Source organism: Eggerthella hominis, from assembly GCF_014287365.1.
GTDB classification, from domain to species: domain Bacteria; phylum Actinomycetota; class Coriobacteriia; order Coriobacteriales; family Eggerthellaceae; genus Eggerthella; species Eggerthella guodeyinii.
Genome location: NZ_JACOOA010000001.1, coordinates 780076 through 794833, shown reverse-complemented (window position 1 = coordinate 794833; position 14758 = coordinate 780076). Strand labels below are relative to the sequence as shown.

12 protein-coding genes are annotated in these 14758 nt (G+C 67.2%); 9 read left to right on the top strand and 3 right to left on the bottom strand.

The features are described 5' to 3' along the window. Window positions 1-91 precede the first annotated feature (91 nt). The 7 genes from H8S61_RS03520 to H8S61_RS03490 all read left to right on the top strand — a co-directional run bounded on the left by H8S61_RS03520 (window position 92) and on the right by H8S61_RS03490 (window position 9324). On the top strand, window positions 92-1405 hold the full coding sequence (locus tag H8S61_RS03520) for an MFS transporter (protein WP_160942276.1): 1314 nt from the start codon (window positions 92-94) through the stop codon (window positions 1403-1405). Between the two features lie 96 nt (window positions 1406-1501). Further along, window positions 1502-2497, top strand: coding sequence for an acetyl esterase (aes, locus tag H8S61_RS03515; protein WP_160942277.1), 996 nt, complete (start codon window positions 1502-1504; stop codon window positions 2495-2497). A gap of 81 nt (window positions 2498-2578) precedes the next feature. Continuing rightward, window positions 2579-3727, top strand: coding sequence for a crotonobetainyl-CoA dehydrogenase (caiA, locus tag H8S61_RS03510; RefSeq protein WP_160942278.1), 1149 nt, complete (start codon window positions 2579-2581; stop codon window positions 3725-3727). A gap of 78 nt (window positions 3728-3805) precedes the next feature. Further along, window positions 3806-5017, top strand: coding sequence for an L-carnitine CoA-transferase (gene caiB, locus H8S61_RS03505; RefSeq protein ID WP_154332189.1), 1212 nt, complete (start codon window positions 3806-3808; stop codon window positions 5015-5017). A gap of 160 nt (window positions 5018-5177) precedes the next feature. Then, complete coding sequence (caiC, locus tag H8S61_RS03500; RefSeq protein ID WP_366457841.1) at window positions 5178-6782, top strand: crotonobetaine/carnitine-CoA ligase; 1605 nt, start codon at window positions 5178-5180, stop codon at window positions 6780-6782. A 96-nt stretch (window positions 6783-6878) separates the two neighbouring features. Beyond that, the gene (locus H8S61_RS03495) at window positions 6879-7751 is read left to right on the top strand and encodes a MaoC/PaaZ C-terminal domain-containing protein (RefSeq protein WP_186937959.1); all 873 of its coding nucleotides are present in this window, start codon (window positions 6879-6881) and stop codon (window positions 7749-7751) included. Between the two features lie 130 nt (window positions 7752-7881). Continuing rightward, entirely contained in the window at window positions 7882-9324 is a 1443-nt protein-coding gene (locus tag H8S61_RS03490) for an MFS transporter (RefSeq protein WP_186937958.1), read from the top strand. Between the two features lie 240 nt (window positions 9325-9564). On the opposite strand, the gene H8S61_RS03485 is transcribed toward H8S61_RS03490, so the two are convergent. Together H8S61_RS03485 and H8S61_RS03480 are read right to left on the bottom strand one after the other, a co-directional pair. Then, window positions 9565-10560 (bottom strand): putative endonuclease domain-containing protein, encoded by a 996-nt coding sequence (locus tag H8S61_RS03485; RefSeq protein ID WP_186937957.1) that lies wholly within the window; start codon window positions 10558-10560, stop codon window positions 9565-9567. Between the two features lie 166 nt (window positions 10561-10726). Next, entirely contained in the window at window positions 10727-11185 is a 459-nt protein-coding gene (locus tag H8S61_RS03480; protein WP_186937956.1) for a GNAT family N-acetyltransferase, read from the bottom strand. A gap of 113 nt (window positions 11186-11298) precedes the next feature. Here H8S61_RS03480 and H8S61_RS03475 point away from each other — a divergent pair, with 113 nt between their 5' ends. Next, entirely contained in the window at window positions 11299-12585 is a 1287-nt protein-coding gene (locus tag H8S61_RS03475) for a hypothetical protein (protein ID WP_186937955.1), read from the top strand. 122 nt (window positions 12586-12707) lie between these two features. On the opposite strand, the gene H8S61_RS03470 is transcribed toward H8S61_RS03475, so the two are convergent. Beyond that, complete coding sequence (locus tag H8S61_RS03470) at window positions 12708-13493, bottom strand: enoyl-CoA hydratase/isomerase family protein (protein ID WP_154332180.1); 786 nt, start codon at window positions 13491-13493, stop codon at window positions 12708-12710. Window positions 13494-13997: 504 nt separating this feature from the next. Between H8S61_RS03470 and fixA the strand changes: the two genes are divergently transcribed. Next, window positions 13998-14756: a putative electron transfer flavoprotein FixA gene (fixA, locus tag H8S61_RS03465; protein ID WP_154332179.1), complete on the top strand. Its 759-nt coding sequence runs from the start codon at window positions 13998-14000 to the stop codon at window positions 14754-14756. Window positions 14757-14758: the final 2 nt, after the last annotated feature.

Sequence of the window (14758 nt, the reverse complement as noted above, 5' to 3'; positions counted from 1 at the left end):
CCCAACGGCTCGGTTCACCGCCGGTCGCCGCCATGAACGTGCCGGCGACCGACTGAGAGACCGGGCGAAGACAAGGAGAAAGGAAGACAAGATGTCACTGCTTGCCAAGAGCAAGGGCGAGGTCACCTACAAGGAGCTCACCACGCTCCACAAGTGGGCCCTCGTCGTACTCATCTCGATGGGGTCGTCGATCATCTACGCGCCGATGTATCTGAAGAACGTGTTCTACGATCCGCTGATGCAGGCGCTCGGCGCCACGAACGCCGACCTCGGCCTCATGGTGTCGGCCTACGGCATCGCCGCCATGATCTGCTACCTGCCCTCCGGCATCGTGGCTGACAAGTTCCGCATGCGCTCGCTGGCCGGCTTCGGCTTCCTCGCCACCGCCGTGCTCGTGTTCGTGTACGCGATGCTGCCTTCCGTGCAGATCTGCCTGATCCTGTTCGTCCTCATGGGCGTCACCTCCATCCTCGTGTGGTGGGGCACGCGCTTCAAGGTCATCCGCCTGTGCTGCGAGGAGAACGAGTACGCCTCCAAGATCGGCATCAGCTACTCCATCTACGGCGTCACCGGCCTCGTCATCGGCCTCATCAACGCCGGCATCATCGCCGCCATCTCCGGCTCGGCGGGCGTGCAGGCCATGCTCATCTTCCTGGGCGTCGTCATCGCCATCCTCGGCGTGGTCTCCTTCTTCCTCATCCCCGACTTCAAGGGCGAGATCAACAAGGACGCCAAGCTGTTCAGCATCAAGGAGGCCGTCCAGGCCATCAAGCACCCCGGCGTCATCTGGGCCTGCGTCGCGTACTTCGCCTGCTACGCCGTGTACCAGGGCGCTACCTACACCACCCCGTACCTCACGCAGTGCTTCAACGCCGACGGCAACCTCGTGAACATCGTCGGCCTCATCCGCACCTACGGCATCGGCCTCATCGCCGGCCCGATCGTCGGCTTCATCGCCACGAAGATCAAGAGCCCCTCGAAGACCATCCTGGGCGGCTTCATCCTGTCCATCGCGGTGCTCGTCGGCTTCATCCTCTTCCCGCAGGATCCCTCCGGCGCGATGGTGGCCTCCATCCTCGTGGTCGTGTTCGGCTTCACCACCTACGGCGCCTTCTCCATCGGCTCCTCGCCGCTGTCCGAGGTCAAGATCCCCATGGCCATCTTCGGCACCGCCTCCGGCCTGCTGTCCGTCATCGGCTTCCTGCCTGACGTGTTCATCCACACCTGGTACGGCGGCATGATCGACGCCCAGGGCACGGCCGCCTTCTCGAGCATCTTCGGCTTCGAGATCATGTTCGGCGTCATCGGCTGCGTGGCCCTCGTCATGCTGCTCCGCAGCATCAAGAAGCACTTCGGTGCCACGGATGCCGTCGCCGAGGTCGAAGAAGAGGCCGCCAAGGCGTAAGGCTCCACTCGAACGAATGCGGGGACGTGCCGCTGCAAGCCGCGTCCCCTCATCTCGAACCTCTCACCAACGAACGCGAACCGGGAAGGAAGCATCATGAACAAGCTCGACGTCCTGTCCAAGATCAACCCGCAGATGAAGGCGGTCCTCGCCAAAGAGGACGAGCTGGCGGGCGACGCGAACGACACGAGCGTGGGTTTCGAGCTGATGCGCGAGAACTACGTGGCGGGCCGCGCGTACTGGACCGAAGGCGGCCCGGTCATGGCCGAGCAGCTCGACGCCGAAGTCGACGGCCCCCACGGCCCCATCCCGGTTCGCTACTACTATCCCACCGCCGCGGCCGCCGCGGGCCGTGCGGCGGGCGAGCCCGCCACGCCGGCCATCGTGTACGTGCACGGCGGCGGGTTCGTGCTGGGCAACCTCGACACGCACGATCGCGTCTGCCGCATCCTGGCGCAGAACGCCGGCGTCGCGGTGGTGGCCGTGGACTACCGGCTGTCGCCCGAGGCGAAGTTCCCGAGCGCGGTGGAGGAAGTGGCCGCCGTGGCCGCGTACCTGCACGAGCAGGGCGCCCGGCACGGCATCGACGGCGAGCGCCTGTCCTTCGCCGGCGACTCCGGCGGCGCGCACCTGGGCCTCGCGGCCACGCTGTACCTGCGCGAGGAGTTGGGCGGCAGCGGGTTCGTGAAGTGCTGCCTGCTGTTCTACGGTTGGTTCGGCCTGACCGACTCGTCCTCGATGCGCCTTCTGGGCGGCCCGTGGGACGGTCTCACCGAGGCCGACTGGCAGTTCTACATGCAGATGTACGCGAACGACCCCGCCGAGCTGGAAACCAACCCGTACGCGAACCTGTTCCTGAACGACCTGGAGCGCGACCTGCCGGCCTGCTACATCGCGGCGGCGGAGTTCGACCCGCTGCGCGACGACAGCGCCACGCTGGCGGCCATCTGCGAGCAGTACGGCACCCCCGTCCGCTACGAGGTGTTCGAAGGCGTCATCCACGCGTTTCTGCACTACACCAAGATGCTCGATGCGGCCAACGACGCCCTCGAGCACGGCGCGACCTTCTACCGCGAGCAGCTGGGGCTGTAGGCCCGGCACGCGGCCGGAAGACCAATCAAGGCTACAGCGGGGGAAAGCCCCCGTTGCACAAACACCAAAAGGAGGATCGTCATGGATTTCAAGTTGACGGACGAGCAGGAGCTGATCGTCGATAGCTACCGCGAGTACATGGAGAGCGAGAACTGGGAGACCTACTTCCACGAGTGCGACGAGAAGCACGAGTACCCGCTGCGCTGGGTGAAGGGCCTCTGCGAGCTGGGCTTCGACCAGATCATGCTCCCCGAGAGCCACGGCGGCCTCGGCCTCGAGCAGCCCTGCGTGACGCTCATGGCCGTCTACGAGGTGCTCGGCCGCTTCGGCGCCCCCACCTACGTGCTCTACCAGCTCCCGGGCTTCGAGACCATCATCCGCGAGGGCACCGAGGAGCAGATCGAGGCCGTCATGTCCACGCTGGGCTCCGGCGAGCAGATCTGGAACTCCGCCTGCACCGAGCCGGGCGCCGGCTCCGACGTGGGCGCACTGGCCACCACGTACAAGCGCGAGAACGGCAAGATCTACCTCAACGGCACCAAGACCTTCATCACCTCCTCGCTGGGCGTGAAGTACCTCGTCATCATGGCGAAGAGCGCCGAGGACCCCAGCGTGTTCACCGAGTTCTTCCTCGACATGTCCAAGCCGGGCGTCAAGCTGTCCCCGCTGACCAAGCTGGGCCTGCGCATGGACAGCTGCTGCGAGGTCTACATGGACAACGTGGAGCTTGAGGAGAAGGACATCTTCGGCAAGGAGGGCAACGGCTTCATGCGCGGCGTGTCCGACTTCAACTTCGAGCGCTGGCTCGTGGGCGCCTGCGACTACGGCACCGCCATCAGCGCGTTCGAGGACGCCATGGCGCACGCGAACACCCGCATCGCCTTCGGCAAGCCGATCAGCCGCTTCCAGCTCAACCAGATCAAGATCACCGACATGTGCATCAAGCTGACGAACATGAAGAACATGCTGTACGAAGCCGCCTGGAACGCCGACAACAACGACGGCAACTTCGACCCGGCCGCGGCCGCCATGTGCAAGTACTACTGCGCCAACGCCTCCTTCGAGGTCGTCGACGACGCCATGCAGATCATGGGCGGCATCGCCGTGGCCAGCGAGCATCGCATCAACCGCATCTGGCGCGACCTGCGCGTCGACCGCGTCTCGGGCGGCACCGACGAGATGATGATCCTCGCCACGTCCAAGGGCGCCTCCATCAAGTACAAGCAGTAAGCACGAGCCCCCGTACCTCCGCGGGGGCGCGGCCTGCGCCCCCGCTTCATGAAACTCATGCGAGCAAGGAGAAACAACATGGCAATTCCTACCGAAAAGCCCTCGTACGGCCCCCTCGACGGCGTCAAGGTCGTCTACGCAGCGGTGGAGCTGGCGTGCCCGAAGGCCGCCGACCTCATGGCCGACTGGGGTGCCGACGTCGTCTGGCTCGAGAACACGGGCGCGGGCGACACCATCCGCGACACCCCGTACGTGAAGCAGGCCGAGCGCCGCAACCAGCGCTCCGTCGCCCTGAACTACTTCTCCGAAGAGGGCAAGAAGGTCTTCTTCGACCTCGTGAAGGACGCTGACATCTTCATGGAGGCCTCCAAGGGCGGCACGTGGGCTCGCAAGGGCATCACCGACGACGTGCTGTGGGAGCTCAACCCCAAGATGGTCATCGTGCACGTCTCCGGCTTCGGCCAGGAGGGCGACCCCAAGATGGTCAAGCGCGCCGCGTACGACCTGACGGTCATGGCCTACTCCGGCATCATCATGCAGAACGGCACGGAGGAGCAGCCCATGCTCCCCGGACCCTACGCCGGCGACTACTTCAACACGCTCATGATCGCCTCCTCGGCGCTCGCGGCCCTCTACAAGGCAGAGAAGTCCGGCAAGGGCGAGAGCATCGATCTGGCCATGTACGAGACGCTGCTGGCCATCGGCCAGTACTACCTCGTCGACTACCTCAACGAGGGCATCAAGTGGCCCCGTCCCGGCGCCCGCAACCAGAACCTCTGCGGCATCGGCGAGTTCAAGTGCAAGGACGGCTTCCTGGGCGTGTGCCTGTACGGCGTCGACCAGAACAAGTACTTCCTCGAGACGATCGGCCTCGGCCATCTGTGGGGCACCGAGGACATCCCCGAGGACACCTCGGGACTGTGGCTGTCCAACCCGCACGCCGACGAGATCCAGAAGGCGTTCGAGGACTACTGCCTGGCGAACTCCAAGTACGACATCGAAGCCGACTTCGCCGCGCACCGCATCGCCGCTCAGGTGGTCAACGACATGGAGGACCTCGTCGAGGAGGAGCACCTGAAGCTCCGCAACACCTGGGTCGACTGGGAGACGGTCGACGGCGAGACGTTCCACGGCCTCGGCGTGTTCCCGAAGTTCAAGAACAACCCGGGCCAGATCTGGCGCCCGATGCCGAACCAGGGCGGCGACACCGTCGACGTCATGACGAAGCTGGGCTACACGCAGGAGCAGATCGACGAGCTGGCCGCGGCCGGCGTCGTGAAGATCGGCTAGCCTGCTTCGGCCGCCGGTTCGGAAGCTGCATTCCGAGCCGCCGGCTCGGCGGATGCGCGGCCCGCCGCTTGCCGCGCATCCGCACGATGCCGCCCTCGCCGGGCACGCCCTCGCGACGACGGCATCGTGCGGATAACCAGGGGATCGATGGATGGAAAAGGTGAGACGATTGACCGACATCGTGGGAAACGAAACGGTGCGCAGCCTGTGGGACGGCCTCGTGGCCGCCTGCGGGAACCGCGAGTTCCTCATCTTCCGCGATCGCACGGGCTCGACGAGCACGTACACGTACCGCGCGTTCGACGAGGAGATCAACCGCACGGCCAACGTGTTCTTGTCGTTGGGCGTGCGTGCCGGCGAGCGCGTGGCCGTGCAGCTGTGCACGTGCCCCGAGTTCATGATGTGCCTGTTCGGGCTCGCGAAGATCGGCGCCGTCATGGTGCCCATGAACGAGCAGTACCTCGTGGAGGAGGCCGCGTTCGTGCTCGAGCGCACCGAAGCCTCCTGCGCGCTCGTGGAGCCGAAGTTCCTCGACCTGTACCGCGACGTGCGCGCGAGCGGCCCGTACCTGCCCAAGGGCGTGCTCGTGGCCCGCACCGAGGACGACTGCGTGGAGGGCGTCGAGGCCGCCCGCAGCGCGCTTAGGCGCGAGGGGGATCTGCACGACTTCTCGCGGATGCGCGCCGCCGCCGCGGTCGGGCTCGACGAGGTGCGCCCGCTCTGCGCGGACGACCCGGCCGAGATCATCTTCACGAGCGGCACCACGTCGCGCCCGAAGGGCGTCGTGCTCACCCATGCGAACATCCTGTTCAGCGGCTTGTACGGCGACTGGGAGGTGGCGCTCACGCGCGACGACCGCCTGCTCACCACCATGCCGGCCTGCCATTCCAACTTCCAGCTGGCCGCGCTCATGCCGGTGCTCACCGTGGGCGCCACGCTCATCGTGGTGGAGAAGTACAGCGCCAGCCGCTTCTGGTCGCAGATCCGCGAGTTCAAGGCCACCGTCACGCAGTGCGTGGCCATGATGCTGCGCACGCTCATGCTGCAGCCCGCCCATCCCGACGACCGCAACCACACCCTGCGCGAGATCCTCTACTTCCTGCCGGTGTCCGACGCCGAGAAGGAGGCCTTCGAGGAGCGCTTCGGCGTGTCGCTCATGAACACGTACGGCTCCACCGAGTCCATCGGCTGGGTGCTCACCGACCCGCCCACCGGCGCGCGCCGGTGGCCCTCAGTGGGACGCGCGGGCATGGGCTACGAGGTGCGCATCATGCGCGAGGACGGCACGGAGGCCGAGCCGCACGAGGTGGGCGAGATCCAGGTGCACGGCGTGCGCGGACGCACTATCATGAAGGAGTACTTCAACGACGAGGAGGCCACGGCGCGCACGTTCACCGCCGACGGCTGGCTCAAGACCGGCGACAAGGGCTACGTGGACGAGGACGGCTGGTTCTTCTTCGTGGACCGCAAGGTGAACATGATCAAGCGGGCGGGGGAGAACATCTCCACCACCGAGCTCGAGAACGTGCTGGTGGACCATCCGCTCGTCGCCGAAGCCGCCGTCATCGGCGTGCCCGATCCCATCCGCGACCAGGCGGTCAAGGCGTTCGTGCTGCCGGTTTCGGGCGCCGAGCTCACCGAGGAGGACGTGCTGGCCTTTTGCGAGGAGCACATGGCCGGGTTCAAGGTGCCCTCCTTCGTGGAGATCGTGGACAGCTTCCCGCGCACCTGCTCCATGAAGATCGAGAAGAAGCTGTTGCGGTGATCTGGCGATCGGCGCAAGGGATCGGGCATCACGGAAACCCTCGCTGACCTTGCTGGACCGGCGTGCAAAACGAAGACCGAACAAAGGAGAACGACCATGGCAATCAGCACTGAAATCGTGGGCAAGGAGTTCGGCCCGTTCGTGCGGGAGTACACGTTCAAGGACCTCGAGATCTGCGCGCTCGGCTGCAACGCCGGCTACGACGGCCGGACCGACCTCGAGTACGTGAACGAGGGCGATGCGGCCCATCCCGAGCTCAAGGTGCTGCCCATCTTCGGCGTGCCGCTGACCGTGCACGAGGAGATGACGCGCACGCTGGACTACGGCTACGACTACGACGGCTCGCTGCACTACGGCTTCGAGATCAAGCTGCATGCGCCCTTCAAGATGAACGACCGCATCGAGACGTTCGTCACCCAGGACGCGCTGTACGACCGCGGCGAGGGCCGCGGCTGCCTGTCGAAGCAGACGGGCCGTTCCTACTCCTCCGACGGCACGCTCTTGTGCGAGACCGAGACGTGGGACGTGTGCATCTACGACGGCGGTTGGGGAGGCCCCAAGCCCCCGAAGGACATCGTCGAGATGCCCGAGGGCGCACCCGACGCCGTAGTGGAGGAGACCATGCCGCTCAACATGCCGCTCATCTACCGCCTCATGGGCGACTGGCACCAGCAGCACATCGACTTCGCCTACACCGAGCAGACGGGCCTCGCGCGCCCCATCGCGCACGGCGTGAGCCTCGGCGGCTTCACGATGCGCCACATCATCAGCTCGTTCTTCCCGGGCGAGCCCGAGCGCATGACGCGCTTCAAGACCCGCATCACCTCGCCGGTGCTGCCGGGCACCACGCTGCAGACCCGCATGTGGAAGGTGGGCGACAACGAGATCCGCTTCCAGCTCGTCGACGCCGACGCCGACGAGACCGGCGCCAAGCCGCATCTGAACTTCGGCATCTGCGAGTGGTCGTAACCGCAGGTCCGCGAGCACGGGGGAGCGTGCGCCTGTCGCCGCTCCCGCCGCGCTCCGTCCAGGCGTCGCGGGGAACCTCGCGCGCCGACGCCGCAGGCGTCCAGCATCCGGCACAGAAGGAGACGAGAGCATGAACAACGTAAAGCAGATGACCCAGGTGACCAGCCCCCCGATGGGCGAGGTCGCCGACAGCGCCAAGCAGATCGGCGAGGACGTGGTCGACAAGGTGAAGAAGTCGGCCAAGAAGACCATGGACGACGTCTCCATGACGCCCTTCCTCCGCAAGATCACGTTCTTCTCGAGCGGCGGCTCGTTCCTCGACGGCTACGTGCTCTCGCTCATCGGCGTCGCCCTCACACAGATCACGCCGCTGTTCAACCTCGACGAGGCCTGGAGCGCGGCCATCGGCGCGTCGGTTCTGCTGGGCATCTTCGTGGGCACGATCGCGGGCGGCTACCTCACCGACCGCATCGGGCGCAAGAAGATGTTCATCGTCGACATCGTGGCCATCGGAGTGTTCTCCATCCTGAGCGTGTTCTGCTCCGACCCGCTCCAGCTCGTGCTGGCGCGCTTCTTCATCGGCGTGTTCGTGGGCGCCGACTATCCCATCGCCACCTCGCTCATCGCCGAGTTCACGCCCAAGCAGCACCGCTCCATCTCGATGGGCATGGTGTCGGCCGCCTGGTACCTCGGCGCCACCGTGGCGGCGTTCGTGGGGTACTTCCTCTACAGCGTGCCCAACGGCTGGCAATGGATGCTCGGCTCGGCCGTCATTCCCTGCATCATCCTGCTGGTCGGGCGCCACGACATCCCCGAGTCGCCCATGTGGCTGGCCCAGAAGGGCCGCACCGAGGAGGCGGACGCCGTCATGAAGCGCGTCTTCGGCGAGGGCGTCGAGCTCGAGCTGGAGGAGCCGGGCGAGAAGACCAGCCTGCGCAAGGTGTTCGCCGGCGGCTACGCCAAGCGCATCGTGTTCCTGGGCATCCTGACGCTGTGCCAGGTGGTGCCCATGTACGCCATCTACACGTTCGGTCCCGAGATCATGACGGCCTTCGGGCTGGGGCAGGGCCACGAGGCCATCCTGGGCGAGAGCGTGGTCAGCCTGTTCTTCCTCATCGGCTCCATCCCGGCCATGTTCTGGCTGAACTCGATGGGGCGGCGCCCGCTGCTCATCCGCTCGCTCGCGCTCATGGCCGTGGGCCTCGTCATCCTCGGCGTGTTCCCCAACGCGCCCGTCGTCGTGATCATCCTCGGGTTCGGCCTGTACGCGTTCTTCAGCGGCGGCCCGGGCATCCTGCAGTGGCTCTATCCCAACGAGCTGTTCCCGACCGAGGTGCGCGCCTCGGCGGTGGGCATCGCCATCGCGTTCTCGCGCATCGGCACCATCGTCGCCACGTACGGCACGCCGCTGTTCCTGGCCGCGTACGGCGTGGGCCCCACCATGCTGGTCGCCGCGGGCCTCGTGATCCTCGGCCTCGTGCTGTCGGTGTTCATGGCGCCCGAGACGAAGGGCAAGTCGCTTCTGGAGACGAGCTCGCTCGACGAGGGGGATGCGAGCCCGCGCAGAGCGTAGGGGGAAGCGCCGCCCGACCGCCGTGCACGTTCGGTCGCATCGATGTGCGGGAAAATCGGGTTTTTGGCAATCGCCGCCGGGCGTTCCGTGCGGACAGCGGCTCTCTCCAGGGCGCCGCGCGGGCAAAACCCCAGGTGGAGAATTCCCCTCTTCGCGGGGCGCGCTGACGAGATTGCCAAAAACCCGATTTTCCCGCACAAAGCCGACGGAAATCGCGCGGAGGAGCCGCGGGGGCGGGGCTCAGCGCTCGCTGAAGAACGAGCCCGTCAGCATCCCGTGCAGCTCGTGCTGGGCCTTTCGCCAGCCGCTTCCGCCCACGTCGAGCCTCTTGCCCAGGCGCTTTGCCAGCAGGCGTGCGATCCGATCGAGCTCGATGAGGTTCCAGACCGTTCTGCCCGTTATCGACACCACCGTGACGTTCCTGGCGAGCAGGTCGTTTCTCCTCCTCGCGTCGTTGGCGAGCTCCGTGCGGCTGCTGTGATGCAGGAAGCTGTCGTACTCGACGGCGATGCCCGCGTCGGTCCACAGCAGGTCGCAGCGGTAGCGCTTGTCGGAGGGCTTGAGGCCGGCCTGCTTTTTCAGGTTCGCCCTGCCGTTCATCGCGGGGAGGGGCAGGCCGTACCCGCCGAGCCGGGGCGGTAGGCAGAACAGCAGGATGACGGCCGTCTCCATGGGCGAGGCCGATCCGGGCGCGATGCGGCGTGCGGCCCTGCGGGCTTTTTCCAGCCCCGGCATGCGCTCCGCCTTGAGCAAGAAACGCTCCAGGCGCTCGACGGTCGTGAAGGGGGACTCCCGGTCGAAGTCCACGATGCCGACGGTTTCGATGCCGTAGGTGCCGCACAGCTCGTCTCCCAGCTTGACGAGGCGGGGGGAGTCGAGCGTTTCCGCCATCTGGACGAAGGCGAGCTCGGGGGAGGACGAGAACGTATCCGCGGCTGCGGGGATGAACGAGTGCGCGGGAAATCCGCCGGATCGCACATGGCAGCGCGCGGCGGCGCATCTCGTGCGGCATCGGTCGCTCGGCACGAGGACGTGCACGGGGACGGCGAGGCATCCGACCCCGGAGGCGGCGAGCCCGTCGATGACGGCGCGGGACGCCTTGCCGGCGCAGGGAATGCCGGCTCCGTTGCGACGGGGGAGCCGTCGCCGATGGTCCGACGCGGCGAGGGCGAGCGCCTTCTCGGGCGTCCGGGCGAGCCACTCGAGGGCCGAAGTATGACTGAGATACGTGTTCATGGCGCGAGCGTACCACGCGCGCCCCGCGGCAACGATGATAGCAACCGTCTGTTTACCAGGCGTTATGCAACGTTGGAACCGCGCTGGAACCGCGTCGGAATCACGTCGGAACCGCGCTGGAACGGCGCTGGAAACGCGTTCTGAAAGCCGCTTCGAGCGTGATCGCCTACCGCGTCGCGTCAGCGCCGTAGAGGCGCACCTGCGCGCCCTCGTCGTCGACGGCCATGCAGACGAATTCCCAACCGCAGCGCTCGTACAGCCCCACGTGGTCGGTGATCAGGTACAGGCGCTCGCAGCCGCGCGCGCCCAGGTCGGCCCGCGCGAAGTCGAGCAGTCGGCGGGCGAGCCCGCGGCCGCGGTGCGCGGGCTCCACGTACAGCGCGCAGAGGTTGGGGGAGAGGTCGGTGCGGTCGTGGAAGTCGTTGTCGATGACGCCTGCGCCGGCGACGATGACGCCCTCGCCGTCGCGCACGGCGTACCACTGCACCGTGCCGTCGGGGCGGCCGAGGCACTCCTCCATGCTGGCGCGGTAGGCCGCGCACGGCACGTCCCAACGTTCCGAGAACCAACGCGCGGCCTCGTCGAGCAGTTCGGGATGGTCGCGCAGGCAGATGACGGCGCTCATGGGGCCTCCTCGTCGGTCGATCGCTTCGGCACGGTCAGTGTAGCATGTCCTTTTGAGCGGCGGTTGGGGAGCCGTTGCTTGTCCGCCGCGCCGTCGCGCCATACACTGGATACATGATGAACCCGCTTCCCGATATCGCCCGCGGCGCGCGCGCCGCCTTCGCGCGCTTGCGCGCCTGGACCCGGCGCCCGTTCGCGACGGGCTACCGCTGGGGCCTGCCGCTCGCGCTGTGCGCGGGCCTCTGCTTGGCGCTGCCGGCGGGCGCGGGGCTCGCGCTGTTCCTGCCGCTCGCGCTCGCCTTCGGCGCGAAGGCCGTGCGCGTGTCGCAGCGCATCCACCGGCTCGACTTCGTGCGGCTCGTCGACGAGGACGGCACCGCGCACCTCGGCACCGAGGCCGACCGGCTGCAGCGCGCCTGGGTGCTCGGCTGCATCGCGCTCGTGGGCCTCGCGGTCGCGCTGCTGGCGGCGAAGCTCGCGCTCGCGTTCGCGGGGCAGGCGGAGCTGTCGGGCTCGATCGCCCTGTACCTCGGCTTCGCCGCCGTGCTGCTGGGAGGCTTCCTGCTGTTCTACTTCCTGGCGCTGCGCTTCGACAGCGGCCTCGCCCGGGGCCTGGCCAGCGTCGCGGTCACCCTGCCGGCGTTCTTCGTCATCGTGGCCGTGGCGGCCATGCTGCTGTCGTGGCTCACGGCGCTCGTGGGCACCCTCGGCATCTCGGCCGAAGGGGCCATCGCAGACGGCTTCTCGTGGGTGTACGACGTCCAGCGCGTCCTCAGCTCGGCCACGGACTACTTCGTGCGGCAGGACGCCGTGATCATCGGCGGCTCCATCGTGTTCGCCGCGGTGCTCCTGCTGCTGTACGCCTACACGGTGCCGTACTACTGGATGGCCAGCGTGGCGCGCTGGTTCAAGGGGCTCGGCATCGCGGCCGTGGCGTTCTCGGGCGCGGCCATCGTGTTCGCGGGGGCCTGGCTCGTCGACGTGCAGCGCTGGGCGGCTGCGGGCGGGGACGGCCAGCTCGCGCACGTCCTCGATCCCGACCTCGTGGGCGACAAGGCCCAGGCGTTGGCCGACTACCGCGCCGACGACCTCGTGGCGCTCGTGAAGGCGTTCGTGCTGCCCTACACCGTGGGCGTGTTCGTGGCGAACGCCGTGGTGGCCTACCGCAAGGCGAAGGCGAAGCGCGAGAGCGACGCGATCCTCGACGGGTTCGCCCGCGCCGGCTCCGTGGACGAGGCGGCCCTGCCCGAGCTCGAGAAGCGCTACCTGTTCTTCGGCGGCCGCCGCACGCTGTGGGACATCGCCCTGCGCTCCATCGGCGCCGACGTGCCCCTGCCGAGCCCCTTCGCGCCGCGCAAGCTCACCTGGAAGGAGCGCCTGACCGGCGAGCTGGAGGAATGAGGAGGCGTCCCATCCCCGCGCTTCCCTGCACCGCAAAAAAGCCCCCGGACGCGTCCGGGGGCTTCGGGGCGGGCTTGCCGGATGCGTCCGGCAAGCCCGCGTTAGGGTAAGACCAGGAGGAGTTACTTGCCCTGCCAGTTCGGGGTGCGCTTCTCGACGAAGGCGGCCGGGCCCTCGATGCCGTCGGCGGTCTTCTCGAGGAAGCGGTACGCGGCGTCGCTGTAGCGCATGGCGTCCTCTTCGGACATCTGGTCGGCGGCGTGCACGATGTACTTCGTCCACTTCAGGGCCAGAGGCGCGTTCTTCAGGCACTGCTCGGCCAGCTCGATGGCCTTGTCCATGACTTCCTCGGCCGGCACGACGTAGTTGATCAGGCCGAGCGCCTTCGCCTCGGGGGCCTTGATCTTCTTGCCGGTGAGCAGCAGCTCCATGCAGTCCTTGCGGTTGACGTCGCGGGCGAGGCGCACGAGGCCGCCCGTGGAGGCGATGATGCCGAGGCCCACTTCGGTGCAGCCGAACTTGGCGTTCTCGTTGGCAACGACCATGTCGCAGGACAGGGCGATCTCCATGCCGCCGCCGGCCGCGGAGCCGTTGCAGGCCGCGATGACCGGCTTGGAGCACAGGCGCGCGGTCAGGCCGCCGAAGCCGTGCTCGGTCACGGTCTGGCACTCGCCGCCTTCGCTGAGCTCGGAGAGGTCCTCGCCGGCGCAGAACACCTTGCCGGTGCCGGTGACGATGATCGCGCGCACCGCGGGATCAAGCTCGGCGTTGTTCATGATGTTCTCCATGGCCTTGGAGGTTTCGCCGTTGAGGGCGTTCGCCACGTCGGGTCGGTTGATGCGGATGATCAGCAGGCCGTCCTCGCGAAGTTCGGATACGACGGTGTCGGTGCCATAGTAATCTGCCATTGCTCCTCCTTGGATCGTTGCGATTTCACGCTGGTCTCCCAAGCGGCATCCTCTCCCTCTGCGGCATGTGCAGCACGGCGCAGAGGGAGGTTCAACGCGCCTGAAATCTGATTCCATCATAGGGATCGTCAGGTATCCGCCGCATCGCAAGCAGCGCAGTAATTCGACGATACTGCGCAAGTGGGGCATCGCAAAAAAAGCAGTAGCCGCGCGTAAACCCGGGTAGTGAGCGCGGGCGAGGGCCCCTTCGCGCCGCCCTCGCCGCCCGGTCGTCGGACGGCCCCCGCACCCCCGCGCGCCCCGCTCGGAAAAGCATAGTCAAAAGTTGAGTAATGAGGGTTTCACAGCGATTTTGCGATGACGGGACGATGACGGGGCCGCAAACTGTCATCAACGCGCTGGGAGGCAGCCCGGACGGCTTCCGAGAAGATGGGAAGGCCCGCGACGCTCCCGGCCAAGGACCTGCATACCAAGGTACGTCAATCGAGAAGGGAAAGGTACAGGATGAACATCGTTGCTGCTTTCAAGGTGGTTCCCGACGATCAGGATATCCAGGTGTCGGCTGACGGCTCGCTGGACTACTCCAAGGCGAAGAACACCGTGTCCGCCTACGACCTGAACGCCATCGAGGCCGCCGCTCAGCTGGCCGCCGCCAACGAGGGCTCGAAGGTGGTCGCCGTTACCGTGGGAGGCGCCGACATCGACGACTCCAAGCTCAAGAAGAACGTGCTCGCCCGCGGCGTGGACGAGCTGTACATGACGGCCGACGCCGCGTGCGCCGACCTCGACGCCAACGCCGCCGCGGCCGCCCTGGCCGAGCTCGTCGGAACCGTGGGGGGCTTCGACGTCATCCTCTGCGGCGACGGCTCCGCCGACAACTACGCGCAGCAGGTGGACGTGCAGCTGGCCGCGAAGCTGGGCCTGCCCGTGGTGAACGCCGCCACGAAGATCACCGCGAAGGGCGACGTGCTCGAGGTCGAGCGCACGCTCGAGGACGTGGTCGAGGTCGTCGAGGTGCCGCTGCCGGCCGTCGTGTCGGTCGCTCCCGACATCGCGCTGCCCCGCATCCCCGGCATGAAGGACATCCTCGCCGCCGGCAAGAAGCCGATGAACGTGGCGGGCGCCGCCGGCGCGTACGAGAACGCCATCGACGTCGTGTCCTGCCTCGCGCCGAAGCAGGCCGACCGCAAGCAGGAGATCCTCGAGGCCTCGGCCGACGGCGCCATCGCGCAGTTCGCCGCCGCCCTCAAGGCCGCGCTGTAAGT

What these genes read in the sequence shown, in the direction of transcription:
- H8S61_RS03485 (WP_186937957.1), bottom strand. Translation starts at nt 10,560, where the DNA reads ATGAACACGTATCTCAGTCATACTTCGGCCCTCGAGTGGCTCGCCCGG.
- H8S61_RS03490 (WP_186937958.1), top strand. Translation starts at nt 7,882, where the DNA reads ATGAACAACGTAAAGCAGATGACCCAGGTGACCAGCCCCCCGATGGGC.
- H8S61_RS03520 (WP_160942276.1), top strand. Translation starts at nt 92, where the DNA reads ATGTCACTGCTTGCCAAGAGCAAGGGCGAGGTCACCTACAAGGAGCTC.
- H8S61_RS03495 (WP_186937959.1), top strand. Translation starts at nt 6,879, where the DNA reads ATGGCAATCAGCACTGAAATCGTGGGCAAGGAGTTCGGCCCGTTCGTG.
- H8S61_RS03470 (WP_154332180.1), bottom strand. Translation starts at nt 13,493, where the DNA reads ATGGCAGATTACTATGGCACCGACACCGTCGTATCCGAACTTCGCGAG.
- fixA (WP_154332179.1), top strand. Translation starts at nt 13,998, where the DNA reads ATGAACATCGTTGCTGCTTTCAAGGTGGTTCCCGACGATCAGGATATC.
- caiA (WP_160942278.1), top strand. Translation starts at nt 2,579, where the DNA reads ATGGATTTCAAGTTGACGGACGAGCAGGAGCTGATCGTCGATAGCTAC.
- H8S61_RS03475 (WP_186937955.1), top strand. Translation starts at nt 11,299, where the DNA reads ATGATGAACCCGCTTCCCGATATCGCCCGCGGCGCGCGCGCCGCCTTC.
- aes (WP_160942277.1), top strand. Translation starts at nt 1,502, where the DNA reads ATGAACAAGCTCGACGTCCTGTCCAAGATCAACCCGCAGATGAAGGCG.
- caiB (WP_154332189.1), top strand. Translation starts at nt 3,806, where the DNA reads ATGGCAATTCCTACCGAAAAGCCCTCGTACGGCCCCCTCGACGGCGTC.
- H8S61_RS03480 (WP_186937956.1), bottom strand. Translation starts at nt 11,185, where the DNA reads ATGAGCGCCGTCATCTGCCTGCGCGACCATCCCGAACTGCTCGACGAG.